Below are 14,305 nucleotides of genomic sequence, written 5' to 3'. Positions count from 1 at the left end.
CGTTGTTAGTCGGTAGGTAGCCCGGCACGTACGGATCGTTCAACAACAACTTCCGGTGAATCTCCGCGGACAACTGGCACGTGGAACGAACTCATCGCACCGTTGATGTCAGGGGAACGCGCAACGAGTGACCACACGACGGAATGTTGGCTGTGGTTGCCTTCACCAGCACCTTCACCAGCACCCGGAGCAGTGGCTTCAACGAATGCCACAGCAACAGCGCCATCAACTGTGTTGGCGTCGATGGTGACTGTTTGACCCGCACTTGCTGTCACATCTTGGGCTTGCAGTTGCTTGCCTTGAGCATCGAAAAACACAACACGCCCAATGACTGCCGCGGCGCCGCGCCACGCATCGCGCGCAGCGGTTTCCTCGTCAGTTTCTTCCCCAGCGTCGTCTTGCGCATAAACGCGGGGGATGTCGCTAATCGCTTGGGTGAGTTCATCAACTGTTGATGCGTTGGGAAGCCGGGTCACCGCAACCGTCGATGCCATTCCCATAGGGAGTGGCAGCACCCCTTGCGGGGTTGTGACCGGCAGCCCGGTTGGCGTGTTCTCACCGTCTTGGTCAAGTGCGGCTCTTGGGTCAGCAGCATCAGTTCCCGAGGCTGTCTCGGTGAATCCCTCAGTGGTGGGCTCCCCTACCGAGGTGAGGCTGTCCAGGGAGGGCACCCACATGAAGTCAGCGGGGACCCCAAACCGTGACTCGGTGTCGAGTTGCGCTTCACGGTTGACGCGGGTCGCCGCAGTGATAGCAGTGTCAGCTTCGACAACGATGGTGTACATGCCTTCAGGGACACCAGTGAGGGGTACGTCAACAACGTGCCCAGCCACGAGGTCAATAGTGTCCGCCCCAAAGAGGGCGATCTCGCCGTTCGCCCCGAGTACATGGACTCGGGCTTGCCCTACGACGTCTCCGCCAACCTCAGCGGCGTCATCTTCACTCACCTCAGCGAGGGAAGTGACTGGGCCAAAATCTGGAGCAACGAGACGCACACTGGAAGCGCGTTCCGTGTCATCAGTTGTTGGGCCTAGCGCCACCCCGGGCATCACGTTGACGCGGCGTGGTGTTGCGCCGGGCATCACATAGTCGAGCCCTTTCGCGGTGATTCCGTCAAGTTCGGTGTGCAGCATGTAGGAGGACACGAGTGCTCCTTCTGCTGCGACGTGCACGGCGAGGCGGCGTTGTTCTGCAGCGACCCCTTCGAGGAGTAGTTCGGTTTGTTCTCCGGGTGCAACGAGGAGTGATTCGGAGCCTGCGAGCCCAACTCGGCCGGATGGCCCCCACAGGGTTACGGTCACTGTTGCGGGGGTGAGGGACGGGTTTTGCACCACGAGTTTCGCTGATGACCCCAACTCGGTGGATCCGCCAACAAGCCACTGTTCACTGGACGCGGGCATGCACGATGCCCCTGCCGAGCCGCGTAGATCACCGCCGTTGATGCGGGTGATGACTCCGGCGCCGGTCCATTCTGCAGCGTTAGGGGCTGCTATGGCGCGACCCTGGGTGACAAGGCTGAGTGCGTCACGCAGGCCCGGGTATTCTCGCACCGCACCGGCGGGAATGGAGTGACCGGTCACACTCGATACCGGATCGGCTGCGGGAGCACTGCTAGCACCCGCAGCATCTGCATCTGCATCTGCATCTGCATCTGCATCTGCATCTGCAGAATCATCAGCACCATCGTCAGGGTCAGTGTTTTCGCCGCTTTCAGCGGCGTCGTTGCCAATAAACGGCACCAGCCCACTGACATCGACGGTCCCTTGCCCGCCAACAACGGCTACGCGTGCCGCACTAGAAACCCCTACTTGCACCTCGTTCAACGAATCATCAAGGGTTGTTGCGGCTGACCCACTGACCGTGACCGGTACTGGGCAGGTCAACGTTGAGGAGGGTGCACCGAGGGACACAGTGGTTAGCCCACTAACCACCCCGTCGGTGCTTTGTGGGGTGGGCGCCCATTGCGGCATGAACGCTAAGCCCACCATGGCACCGACGAGTGTCACAGCGCTGACGGTATACGCCACCGTTGAGCGGCGGGCGCGGCGTTTGTCGATTGCTTCTTGTGTTTGAACACCCATCAGGTCACCTCTCCTCGGCGGCGTACGGGAACCGCAAGGAGGACAAAGACGAGGAGGACGAGGCTTTGGCCAATAAGCCAGGGCAGCCTGGATGATCGTTCGTAAGTGACGGTCACGCGTTGTCCTTCGGTGGCGCTTGCTGGGATGTTGAATCCTTGCATTCCGGCTACTTGTGTGGCGGTGAGGGGGCGCCCGTTGAGGGTTGCTTGCCACCCAGGGGCGGCGTTTTCTGCTAGCACAAGGAGTCGTTCCCCTTGGCCTTCTGGCAGGGTTGCGTTGACGCTGAGTGTCCCAGCGTTGAGGGCTTGGGGGCGCCCGAGTACATCATCGCCTTGGGTGTCTGTGCCGACTTCGTAGAGCACTGCCCAGGCTGGTTCTCCGGCCACGATGGTGATGCGCGGCTCAGGGGTGTCGTCGTTGGTGGTGGTTGTGGTTGGTGGCGCGGTTGCGAGGGCTGGGTCGAGTTCTGTGGGATTAACGCGCCACAGGGTGCCTAGTTCGCTGGTGGTGATTCGTTCGATTCCTGCTACTCGGTCGATGCGTGACACAAGTTGCGCTGTTGTTGAGGGGTTATCACCGGGGACGAATACGGAGCCGATCCCTTGTGCGGCGAGGGAGAACGCTAGGGCTGGGCCTTCTTGGGTTTCGATGCCGCGTGAGACGTGGGCGACAAGGTCTGCGATGTCGTCTGGGCGGCCAGCAAGTTGCGCAACGTTCACCACTGTTGAGGTTTCGAACATGTGGGGTCCATCGTGGTGGAGTAGTTGGTAGCTGACGTGGTCCGCGTCGTGCGCGTCAACGATGAGAACTCGCGCTTGGCGCCCGGATTCTTGCATTTGTTGGGCGACCGCGGGGACAAGTGATTCGTCAAGGTAGGTGATGACGCCTTCACTGGCACCGAGGGTACGTTGCGGCGCCCACATGGCAATAGTTCCGATGGGAACAACAAGCACAAGAGTCGCTGCGATTCCTAGGCCAATTTGACGCCACCCAAAGGAATACTGGTGTGTTTTGCCTGCGAGACCGTCCGCTGCGCACACACACGCACCAAGGAGTCCAACAAGCATGAGGGACAGCCCTGCACCGGACCATCCATGCACGTACTGACCTTCGTGGGCAGCGATCACGATATCCGAGGAAAGCAGCGCGGTGGCGTACCCCACGATGGCGAGAATCCACGCGAATCGCACACCACGGGCACCGTGCCCGCGGCGGATGAAAGCTAAGAGCGCACCGATGAGCAGCGTTGCGCCAAGGACAAAAGGCAGCAGCGACAGTACGACGGCACCCCACCCCTGCGTCAGTGGCGCGATGGTGTGTTCGATGGGTACACCGAGCACTTGCTGCCACGTGGGGGCTGTGTCGTAGGCGTATGCGGCACCTGGGTCAGCCACGAGGATTCGCCAACCACCGGCATCAATGTTGATGATTGCCCGGAACAGGAGTGGGCCCAGGAGTGCCAGCGCAGGTATGGGCACAACAAGCAGGGCCCTCGTTTTGGAGGCGATCGCTGCGATGATGAGCGCGATGATTCCGGGGATGAGAAGCACAGGCGCACCAGCGCACACCACGGCGAAGACGAGGGCGGCGCCTCCTACTGCAGCAAGAGATTTGCGTGGTGGGGCGGTTGGTGATGTTACGGCGGGGCGCGCGGCGACGGTGTCTTGTTCGGCAAGTTTTTCTCGCAGGAGCGCGTCGGCACGTTTCTCGTGGCGCAGTTGCGGCCCGGTGAGTTGGTCTCGCCGGTGAACACCGGCGGCGCGCATCACGGCAACGATCAGCCATGGCAGCGCAGAGTGGGCGATGATCGCGCCGAGGCGCCCTTGGCTGTATGCCATGAGGAACGCTGGTGATGCGACCCAGAGCAGTGACGCCCAGAGGCGGATCACCACGGAGCGGCTGATGGTCCCGGCTGCGAACCACGCGCCGATGCCTGATGCGATGAGTGCGCCGAGCATCGTGAGGTGGACTGCTAGTTGCAGGTTTCCACCGGCGAGTGTGGTGATGGGGGTCAGCGTTTGGATGAGTGGGTCTGCTGGTGCGGAGGCACCGAGCCCGTCTCGCACCCACCCGCTGGTCCAGGTGCGCCACAGGTCAGCCCAGCCGCCATCAGCTGTGACGAGCGCTCCACCAAGGATGCGCCCTTGCCCGGTAAGGGCGGGCAAGAGGTCACGTAACGCAACGGCGGTAGCGATGGTGAGCATCGTGATGAGGGTGATGAACATGGACCGGCGTTTTGCGGCGATGGCGCGCACTTCACGGCGGTCGAGTTCGCTGAGGCCGTAGAGCTGTTTGCGCAGTGCGGCGCGGGCGAGGCGCCGGTCACGGTAAAACTGGGTGAGGTCGCTGAGGCTTACCCGCATAGGGCGGAGCACTGAGGCGGGGACGGTTCTGCTTGCGGCGATCCTTCTACGCCCGGCGATGACTGAGCCGGTTCGGCCGATGAGCCAGATGGGGATGCCAAGTTCGTTCACTGCGCGGCGTGGTTGTTTGCGGGTGACGCGTGCTAATGCTCGCAGTGGCGCCATCAGGGTGATGAGTAGCCAGAAGAATGGGTAGAGAATGAGGGGCCGGTCGGTGGCGGCGAACAGTCGTTGAGTGGTGAGGCGCACCCGGAAGGTGGGTTCTTCGAGGTGGTCGTCGAGGACTGTGGGGCGCGGTGATGGGTGGAGTTCGTTGCTGTCTCGCAACCCCATCAGGGAGGCCTGGGCGTGTTCGATGACTGCTGCGGGCGCGACAACAACTCGGGCGCCGTGGAGGCGTGCGCGGCGGCAGAACTCTAGTGAGTCGCCGTAGCGACCGTATGCGGGGTCGGTGCCGTTGAGGGTGCGCCACAGTTCGTGGCTGACTAAAGCGCCGTTGAGTCCCACTGCGTAAACGTCTTCGCGGCCATCGTGTTGGCCTTGGTCATATTCACCAGGTTCGATGCCTGTGAAGCGGCGGCCACCGGGTGCAACGGAGTACCCAACATCGAGAAGGTCTGAGGGGGCACCGTAACGGACGTGTTTAGCGCCGATCACTTGGACGCTGGCGGAGTACTCGACAACTGCCAGTTGGGCGGCGAGTGCACCGTGGTGCACGATCGTGTCGTCGTGGAGGAGCCACAGCCAGGGCGAGCCTACCGGTGGGTTGCCTTGTTCGAGGGCGCGCGATACTGCGACACCGAAGGTTTTCGCGCCGGGCACCGCAATGATTTCTGGGGTAACCGGGTAGCTCATGCCCTCGGGGAGGCGTGCTGACGATTCGGCAGAGACGTCAGCGATGAGGATACGCCCGGGGAGGACGTCATGCCCCATGAGTGACACAAGTAGCGGTCGCAAGTATGGGGTGAGTCCGTTGGTGACGATAACGGCGGTGACACGCTGAGCGGTTGGCGGGGGTAACGGGCCTGGTCCCGGGGTGCGGGTAGGCTCCGCTGGGGCGTCATGCCCCACCGGGTGGGTTGGCTCAGCGGCGAGCGGCACCCCCCGTGGTGGAGTGAAGTCGTCGGTGTCGTTGGTGTCGCCGTTGTCGGCGGGGCGTGCGGTACTCATACGCAGACAATCTTGCCCCACATTCCTGAAAAGCTAGGACGTTGGGTGAGGCGTGGCGAGTTTCAGACAGCGCGACGCTTGAGTTTGCGCCGTTCTCGCTCGGAAAGTCCGCCCCAAATTCCGAATCGTTCATCGTTCGCCAGTGCATATTCCAAGCACTCGGCTTTCACATCGCAGGCTGTGCATACACGCTTCGCCTCACGAGTTGACCCGCCTTTTTCTGGGAAGAAGGCTTCTGGGTCTGTCTGCGCGCACAGTGCGCGTTCCTGCCAGCTCAGTACTGCCTCGTCGTCCCCCTCTGTGAGGAGAACACTGAGACCGGCTGATACCGGCTCGGCTAGGCGGCTCGCATCACTGGGAAACGGGCCATCCTGGTTAAGCAAGTTCCACATACAACTACCCTCCGTGTTTCTCGCTGATGCGCCGTGCCACAAACAACCTTACGCAGAATTACACGCGTGTGATCTTCACCAGTCAAGCCGAAATGGTAGAAAACGGACGGGTTCAGCGGGTGAAATCACAAATCTATAACGGCCCCTGCACCACAAGACCACTAGCACCCAAGGTTTGCCCATGTTTTCCGCACATTTCCGCCAAACTTGCAGGCCGACGTCCTGTGTCATCCGACACCATCGGCAGGCCGAAGCGTTTGTTTACAACTAAAGTGAAAAACTATGATTCCGGTCTCCTTCATGAACTCCCTGATCAACCTCAATGACCGCACTGGAGCTCACCCACAGCTCACCTGGTACGGCCACGACGGCCGAATAGAACTCTCGGGAAATGTCCTCAATAACTGGATTAACAAGACGACTAATCTACTCATTGAGGAGTTTGATGCAGAATCTGGCGTCACCATTGACGTCGACCTTCCACCACACTGGCGGACCCTCACGTGGCAATTCGCCACTCTTGTGACCGGAGCCACCCTCAACCTTTCGCCGCACACTGCCGCCGGGCGGGTGCTGGTCACTCACCAACCCACCAGCGACCTCGCGGTGGGCGCATCATCAGCCACAGACATCGTCGCAGTGAACCTCGCGCCTCTCGCGCGCACTTTTGGGTCCCCGCTGCCCCCAGGCGCCGTTGACGCCGCTGGGGCCGTGATGACCTACTCAGACGCGTTAGGTTACGTCCCTGACACCGACGCCACCGCACGGGCAATCGTCAGCGGTGACACTGCCGTGGACTACCTGGACTTGGCCAACTGGATTCACCCAGACACTCAGCCGTCAGCGCGCACGCTCGCGTTGGTGTCGCAAAGCACTAGCGCTGTTGACGCTCTGCACTGCGCACTGAGCGTCTGGGCTGCTGGCGGATCACTCGTCATGACCGACCCGGCAACAACCGCGGAACTGGCCACAGATGCGCAACGCACGCAGCGCATCGTCGATACAGAACGCATCACCCACACCATCGACCTTAGCGCTTAATCAGCGGCGGCTACTGCCCGCGCTCACGATAGCGGCGTTCAGTGGCTTCTTTCGCTTGCCCCCACCACCGTTCGTTGTTTTGGTACCAGCGGACTGTGTCCGCAAGCCCCTGCTCAAAGCCGATGCGCGCTTCCCAGCCCAACTCATGTTCGGTTGCGGTGGGATCTAGTGCGTAGCGCACATCATGGCCGTGGCGATCTGCAACGTGCACAACGTCCGCAGCGTCACGGCCCATGACACGCAAGAGGTCGCTGGCAACCTCAGTATTGCTGCGTTCGTTGCGTCCACCTACCAGGTAGGTTTGACCAACCTGTCCATCAGTGATGATTGACCACAATGCACGGCAGTGGTCCTCTACATGAATCCAGTCACGCACGTGAACACCGGAACCATACAAACGCGCTGGGCGCCCACTCAGTAGTTCTGTCACTTGCCGGGGAATGAACTTTTCGACGTGCTGAAATGGGCCATAGTTGTTCGAAGAAATTGACACAGTGGCAGCCACGGCGAATGAACGCACCCAGGCACGAACGAGGTGATCGGCTGCAGCTTTCGACGCAGAATATGGGCTCGATGGCCGATACGGCGATTCTCTATCAAATACCCCACCATCTAGTGGGAGATCTCCAAATACTTCATCTGTTGAAACATGATGCAATCGCCTGCCATACTTGCGGACGGCCTCAAGAACAATCGCTGTTCCCATGACATTGGTATCAACAAACTCCGTAGGGCGAGTAAGTGACCAATCATTATGTGATTCAGCGGCAAGATGTACCACCACATCATGGTCTTCTACCAGCGGAAACACCGTGTCACGATCCCGAACATCACCGCGCACCACCGCCAAACGGCTCCACACAGGATCTTCACGTGATTCTTGCGAGAGATAACTAAAATTCTCAGTGATGACTGCCGAGGTAAAAGAGTCAAGTACTGTCACTGAGGCATGTGGAGCCTCCCGTAAAACCCACAACACAAAATTGGTCCCAATAAAACCCGCACCACCTGTGACCAGTAAACGCATCTAACTGCTCCACCCATCTACAATGCGTAAGACCGCATTGTGGTCTCTTTACAACTCCTACACTGCATAATCCCCGTACATGCGGGCATTATCCTTCCGTTCATTCTAGGATTGACTATCGTGACGACGTCGAATACCCCCACACGGCCCGCACCAGCGCATGCGCCGCAGAAGCACCCACGCCGCATTTTGCGCGCGCTTTCGCTGGTCACCGTTGGAGTGTTGGCGTTCGGCGCCTCCGCTACCTACGCAGGCATGGAACGAGTGAAAGGCCTCGTCAAAACTGAGAGCGTTGTTGACCTTGTCGCAGCACCTGAGACCCCGCCTGAAGACTCTGAAGCCGGGAACTCCATCAATATTCTCGTGATGGGGTCTGACAAACGCGCAGACGGATCAGTTGAAGGCATGCGTTCTGACACCACCATGCTGATTCACGTATCAGAGCAACGGGACCGTGTTGAGGTCATCTCGATTCCCCGTGACTCAATGGTTTCAATCCCCGAATGCAAAGTTACGGGTGGCAATGTCCTCCCCGCGCAATCACGGGCAATGTTTAACTCCGCCTTTGCAAAAGGGTGGGATTACGGTGGCGATATTGCCTCCGCCGCAGCCTGCACCATCAATACCGTGCAACACAATACTGGCCTCAAAATTGACCACTACGTCGTGGTTGACTTCGAAGGATTCATCGGCATGGTTGATGCCCTCGGCGGTATTGACATCGATGTTCCTGAAGCCGTAGACGCACCTAAAGCCAACAAACTGAAGTTGGAAGCAGGCGAACAAACGCTCACCGGTAAAGAAGCCCTCGGTTTAGTTCGTGCCCGTACAGGATCGGGGTGGGGGCTCGAAATGGGTTCTGACCTTCAACGCATTGAACGCCAACAAGCCGTACTTGACGCCACAGCAGAAACTGCTTTATCCAAAAATCTTCTCACTGACCTCGGGAAACTCACCCAGTTCGCAACAGCAGGTATGTCTTCTCTGACAATGAACCCTGAACTGAATGACAACATGATCGGTTTAGCCACCTCCATGAGCGGAATCGACACATCGAAAATCTTCTTTGAAGCCGTTCCCGTCATTGACGACCCAGCTGACCGCAACCGTGTGGTGTGGACCGGGGAAGCGACCATCATGTGGCAAAAAATGGCCAAAGACGACCCAATCGTCGACCTGCCAGCATGCGAAGACACCCCCAACGCAGACAGTGACACCACAACCGATAGCACAGCCGGTGACGACACCAGCAGTGACGCTGAGTGCATCACCACCGACTCCGACACGGAATCAACCGACACCGTCCAGGACTGATAGGTAGATTTGTGAACTCTGAGAAACCACAGCGCGCCGCAACATCACGGTCCTCGCTGCCACCGAGCTTCACACCATCCGGGGGCCGGCCCACTCGTCCACAACGCACCCCCGCCATAGAGGTAGGCAGCGGAGAAAACGCCACCACCGCAACACCACCACCCGCTGCATCTCAAGCACCAGTAGCCCCACCATCACGGCGCCCCGTTCAACGGATCTCCGGCCCCAACCGGGTCCAAGGCGACGCCCAACCCATCCCCGTTCAAGCGCACACCCCAGGAGCCAACACACCCGCAGCGGCAGGTGGCCCGGAATCATTTGCGCCACGCAGCCACTCCTCACGGGCACACGGTTCCCAAGCGCCACGCACCTCACCCCCAGCACGGTCAGCACGCCCAGCAACACCAGGTGCGCGCAGCCGGTCTGCAGGCAACGGTAGTGGTAGCGGAGCTGGTGGGCGCCCAGGTGGCCCGCGAACCCCAGGAAACACCTCGGGTATTGGTACAAATGGAACCCCACGCCGCCCACGCAACAAAAAACGCATCGCCGCGTTTGTCGCTGGTGGGCTTGTTCTCGCAATGATCGCCTGGCCGGTTGGCCTAATTATTTGGGCTAACGGCAAACTCAACCGAGTTGAAGCGCTCTCCGGGGCGGCTAGTACAGCCGGTGAAACCTACCTGCTCGCAGGCTCTGACTCACGTGAAGGAACGGACATCGGCGGGGAAGCACCCGGTGCCCGCACCGATACCATCATGCTGCTCCACGTCCCAGATTCTGGCCCCACTGCCCTCATATCGCTCCCCCGCGACATCTACGTCGCAATCCCGGGAGAACAATCATCCAAAATTAATGCCGCCTACTCCTGGGGCGGTGCACCACTCCTCGTAGAAACCGTGGAGGAACTCAGCGGCCTGACCGTTGACCACTACATTGAAGTTGGCTTCGCCGGAGTGCAAGGCCTCGTCGACGCTGTGGGCGGCGTTGAACTGTGCCTAGATTACGACGTCAAAGACAAAGAGTCACGGCTCGACTGGAAAGCCGGCTGCCACCCAGCAGATGGCGACAAAGCACTAGCGTTCGCCCGGATGCGCAAAGCAGACCCACTCGGTGACATTGGGCGCGCAGAACGCCAACGACAAGTTGTCGGTGCCGTATCAGAATCACTGCAAAGCCCTGGGAACCTGCTCAACCCCATGACCCAAACATCACTGATCAACGCCGGAACAGGCGCGATTGTTGTCGATGAATCATCAGGGATCATTGACCTCGGGAAACTCGCCCTGGCTTTTCGGAACGCCAACTCAGACAAAGGGATCACCGGAACCCCACCCATCGAATCGTTGGACTACCGCCCAGGCGGTGTGGGATCAGCGGTGAAACTTGACGACGCCGGGACCAGCCAGTTCTTCAAAGACATCGCCGACGGTTCACTGGAACCAGGCGAGTACAACGGCCTCAATTAAAAGCCTTACCGGGCGTTCCTGCGCTCGCGCAACGCAGCACCCTTGTCATACGCCTGCTGGCGCAACCCATCCTGGTAGTCAAGCATCGCTGAACGCAGTTCTTGAGCGCGCTCCCCTGCCCCAGAGGCGAGAATACGCACCGCGAGCAGGCCAGCGTTCTTTGCCCCACCAATAGACACAGTGGCCACTGGGACACCACCGGGCATTTGAACAATAGACAACAATGAATCCATGCCGTCCAAGTACTTCAACGGGACCGGCACACCAATGACAGGTAGTGGTGTGACTGCGGCCAGCATGCCGGGAAGGTGCGCTGCACCACCGGCGCCAGCGATGATCGCTGCGATACCCCGCTCGTGAGCCCGCTGACCGTACTCCACCATTTCTGTGGGCATACGGTGCGCGGACACAACATCGACCTCATATGGCACAGCAAACTCGTCAAGCACCTCAGCGGCAGCCTCCATGACTGGCCAGTCCGAATCCGACCCCATCACAATGCCAACAACTGGTGAATCAGACATGCTTCTCCCTACCCAACGTGGTGGTGGTTGTCAGATCTCTTCGCCGCGCAACAACGCAGCTGCTTCACGTGCCCGAGTCAACACATCGTCAAGTTCACTGCCACTGATATTTACATGACCAAGCTTGCGACCTGGGCGCACCTCTTTGCCATACAGGTTCACTTTGGCATCAGGGTAACGTTTCAGCACATGCGGCAACGCATCATTGAGGTCCTGTAGCGATGAACCCAACACGTTCGCCATTACTGTCCATGGCGCTGTGGTGTGGGTAGAGCCCAACGGCAAATCAGCAACAGCACGCAAATGCTGCTCAAACTGACTCGTCACCGACCCCGTAATGGTCCAGTGGCCGGAATTGTGGGGGCGCATCGCCAACTCATTAATGAATATCTGCGGGTGGTCATCACCGGGCTTGGGCGCAACCTCGAATAGTTCCACTGCCAAGACACCAGTGACACCAAGATCCGTGGCAATTGTTGTTGCGTACTGCGCAATACGTGCCTGGTCCTCGGCTCTTAATCCAGGCGCTGGGGCAATCACCTCAGAACACACACCGGCGCGTTGAATGGATTCCACCACAGGCCACACTGCGATCTCACCGCTCGGTGTGCGGGCAACAAGTGCCGCCAGCTCACGGGTAAAGGGAACTTTCTGTTCCAAGAGCAGTTGCGGCCCATCCCCCTGGGCCAAGTCGATCCACTCGGCAATGTCAGTGGCTGCCTCAATGACACGAACACCCTTACCGTCATAGCCGCCACGAGCGGTTTTCGCAATCACTTGCGGGCCGTGTTCAGCAATGAACTGGGAAATCACGTCCGATGCCTGTGCTGGGTCACGTGGCACAGCAACCCACGGCGGGCACGGCAACCCGGCCTGCGAAAGGCGGGTACGCATCGTAATTTTGTCCTGCGCAAACGCCAACGCATCCGGGCTGGGTTGGACAGAAACACCCTCAGCGATCAGCTCACGCAACATGTCATGAGGGACATGTTCATGCTCAAAGGTCAACACATCACTGCCCGCCACGAGCGCACGCACTGCGGCACTGTCCGTCGCGGCGCCCACCGGGGCATCAACAACCACCTGCGCGGCGCTGGAGCCCGGTGCTTCAACGAGCACCTTAAGTGTCACGCCAATTTCTGACGCAGGAGGAACCATCATGCGGGCCAGTTGCCCGCCACCGATTACTGAAATGACTGCCACGTCTCACCAGCCTAGTCCAGAGCAGTGGGCTGTTCCGAATACTGGGATCTGACACTCAGTCACGCGGTGCGGTCACCCTGGGATCGGCGACCGCACCGCTGCCTGTTACTGAAGCCGGTAGTCCGACACACCCGAGGAGTACCCCACAGTGGGCCCAGGGGTGAGGAACTTTTCATAACGTTCGTCATCATCAAGGTGACGCTTCATCCACGCAACACTGTATTTCGCGATCGTTGTGTTGCTGAAGTTCGGTGCAAAGTGGCTTGCGCCTCGCAGTTCTAGATAGCCGCGTTGGTCTGCTCCAGTCAACGACTCATAAAACGGAATCGAGTGCGTACGCACCGACGCGATGGTGTCGCGTTCCGCACCAATGATGAGGGTCGCCGCATCGATGTTGCGCCAGTTTCTCTTGAGGTTCCATGGCGTGAGTGGAATGACAGCATCAATTTCTGGTCGGCTTTCCGCAGCTTGGAGAGCTCCGCCTCCACCCATAGAGTGCCCCATTACGGCTTGGCGCTCTGGGTCGATCATTGGCCCAACAACAGAATCTTCCATCGCGTGGTCGAGCGCTGCGAGAAGTTGGGTGGAACGTTGCCGCGGTTGGTCATACCGGGTGGTGGTGTTGATCGTGACGACAACAAAACCAAACGAGGCCATGCGGGCCCCAAGCCAGGCAATGCTTGATTCACCAGCGGTGTAACCGGGAGAAATAGCGATCACACCAAACTGGCCGTCTGAACTGTCCGTCGGGTAGTAGATCGTTCCATTGCGGAACCCATCAGAACCCATCCTGTTAATGGAACGCTGTGCAACGTCATAGTTGCCGCGCCGCTGTTCGATGAAGGATTCAGTGGGGTCCGGGCCACGCTCAAGCGGGTTCTCGTCTGCATACGCAGGGGTCGTCCCCCCGACAACGAGGAACGCTAAGGTGAGGAACAGGGCAAAGAAACGTCTCATCTGCTGTGTCCTTTCAGAAAATGGTGCGGGGTGCGCACTGGGGCCTCAATGCTATGACGCCATTTTTGGGGATTCTCACATAGTGGAAAGAGATATCGTTATCCCGCTATGGGGACCGTTGACCTCCCCACATGAACACCAGCCACGGCATGGGTTATGGTGAGCTTGCTCATAAAATCTAAGTGCGCATTTCGTCATAAATGCGCAGCCAACCGCTTGTTGGGAGCGACCATGACCTTGGCGACACCAGAACAACACTGGGAAGCAATTCATGCCGAACGCGCTCGACTGCTCGGTGACCTCGAAACCCTGACACCAGAACAATGGTCCGCACCCTCACTATGCGCTGCGTGGACCATAGAGGACGTTGTTGCCCATCTGACTGCCGCTGCGAGCATCGGACGGTGGGCCTGGTTGCGGAGCATCATTGGCGCGCGTTTTCAACCCGATGTTCACAACGACCGCCGTCTCGCAGAACATCGCGGAGCCACACCGGCAGAAACATTGGAGAAGTTCCGCACGGTTGTTGATGCACGCATTGCACCCACTGGCGACTTGTGGGCGTGGCTTGGTGAGGTCATTGTGCACAGCGCTGACATTCGTGTGCCGCTGGGGACGGGCTAGCAATTGAAGGCCCAACACTAGACCTGGTGTTAGCCATGGCAGGCCGAGCAGCAGCCATTCCCCGCTTGCACGGCGAAGGGGTCACTTCCCTAGAGCAGCGCATCACTGCGTAAGAGCAATGCCCCGCAATCTAACGGGCGCCTGAG

General features: G+C 59.4%; 11 protein-coding genes. 4 read left to right on the top strand and 7 right to left on the bottom strand.

Annotated features, from left to right (window positions below; all coding sequences use genetic code 11):
* Positions 1–5: 5 nt before the first annotated feature.
* The 3 genes from G538_RS0104615 to G538_RS0104605 all read right to left on the bottom strand — a co-directional run bounded on the left by G538_RS0104615 (position 6) and on the right by G538_RS0104605 (position 6,006).
* Complete coding sequence (locus G538_RS0104615) at positions 6–2,081, bottom strand: DUF5719 family protein (RefSeq protein ID WP_029068397.1); 2,076 nt, start codon at positions 2,079–2,081, stop codon at positions 6–8.
* Positions 2,081–5,614 carry a glycosyltransferase family 2 protein gene (locus G538_RS0104610; protein ID WP_029068396.1) on the bottom strand — a complete coding sequence of 1,178 codons (3,534 nt, stop codon included), beginning with the start codon at positions 5,612–5,614 and terminating at the stop codon, positions 2,081–2,083. The genes G538_RS0104615 and G538_RS0104610 overlap by 1 nt, the downstream gene beginning before the upstream one ends.
* Before the next feature lie 62 nt (positions 5,615–5,676).
* A complete protein-coding gene (locus G538_RS0104605; RefSeq protein ID WP_029068395.1) occupies positions 5,677–6,006 on the bottom strand; it encodes a WhiB family transcriptional regulator in 330 nt (109 codons plus the stop codon).
* Between the two features lie 282 nt (positions 6,007–6,288).
* Here G538_RS0104605 and G538_RS0104600 point away from each other — a divergent pair, with 282 nt between their 5' ends.
* Positions 6,289–7,047: a TIGR03089 family protein gene (locus tag G538_RS0104600; protein WP_051196575.1), complete on the top strand. Its 759-nt coding sequence runs from the start codon at positions 6,289–6,291 to the stop codon at positions 7,045–7,047.
* Positions 7,048–7,057: 10 nt separating this feature from the next.
* Here the strand turns inward: G538_RS0104600 and rfbB are convergent, their stop codons facing one another.
* A complete protein-coding gene (rfbB, locus tag G538_RS0104595; RefSeq protein WP_029068393.1) occupies positions 7,058–8,074 on the bottom strand; it encodes a dTDP-glucose 4,6-dehydratase in 1,017 nt (338 codons plus the stop codon).
* A 120-nt stretch (positions 8,075–8,194) separates the two neighbouring features.
* Between rfbB and G538_RS15095 the strand changes: the two genes are divergently transcribed.
* Positions 8,195–9,388, top strand: a complete 1,194-nt coding sequence (locus tag G538_RS15095) for an LCP family protein (RefSeq protein ID WP_051196574.1) — start codon at positions 8,195–8,197, stop codon at positions 9,386–9,388.
* 11 nt (positions 9,389–9,399) lie between these two features.
* Complete coding sequence (locus tag G538_RS18285) at positions 9,400–10,851, top strand: LCP family protein (protein WP_245566791.1); 1,452 nt, start codon at positions 9,400–9,402, stop codon at positions 10,849–10,851.
* Between the two features lie 5 nt (positions 10,852–10,856).
* On the opposite strand, the gene purE is transcribed toward G538_RS18285, so the two are convergent.
* The 3 genes from purE to G538_RS0104570 form a co-directional block, all read right to left on the bottom strand.
* Positions 10,857–11,375, bottom strand: coding sequence for a 5-(carboxyamino)imidazole ribonucleotide mutase (purE, locus tag G538_RS0104580; protein ID WP_029068392.1), 519 nt, complete (start codon positions 11,373–11,375; stop codon positions 10,857–10,859).
* Between the two features lie 30 nt (positions 11,376–11,405).
* Positions 11,406–12,578, bottom strand: coding sequence for a 5-(carboxyamino)imidazole ribonucleotide synthase (locus tag G538_RS0104575; protein WP_029068391.1), 1,173 nt, complete (start codon positions 12,576–12,578; stop codon positions 11,406–11,408).
* Between the two features lie 105 nt (positions 12,579–12,683).
* The gene (locus G538_RS0104570) at positions 12,684–13,535 is read right to left on the bottom strand and encodes an alpha/beta hydrolase family protein (RefSeq protein ID WP_035833223.1); all 852 of its coding nucleotides are present in this window, start codon (positions 13,533–13,535) and stop codon (positions 12,684–12,686) included.
* Positions 13,536–13,766: 231 nt separating this feature from the next.
* Here G538_RS0104570 and G538_RS15085 point away from each other — a divergent pair, with 231 nt between their 5' ends.
* Positions 13,767–14,159 carry a maleylpyruvate isomerase family mycothiol-dependent enzyme gene (locus G538_RS15085; protein ID WP_051196573.1) on the top strand — a complete coding sequence of 131 codons (393 nt, stop codon included), beginning with the start codon at positions 13,767–13,769 and terminating at the stop codon, positions 14,157–14,159.
* Positions 14,160–14,305 lie beyond the last annotated feature (146 nt).

Origin of the sequence: Jonesia quinghaiensis DSM 15701 (assembly GCF_000423205.1) — a bacterium.
Lineage (GTDB): Bacteria > Actinomycetota > Actinomycetes > Actinomycetales > Cellulomonadaceae > Jonesia > Jonesia quinghaiensis.
Note: the sequence above shows the minus strand (reverse complement) of the source record. Positions and strands in the feature narration are given on the sequence as shown.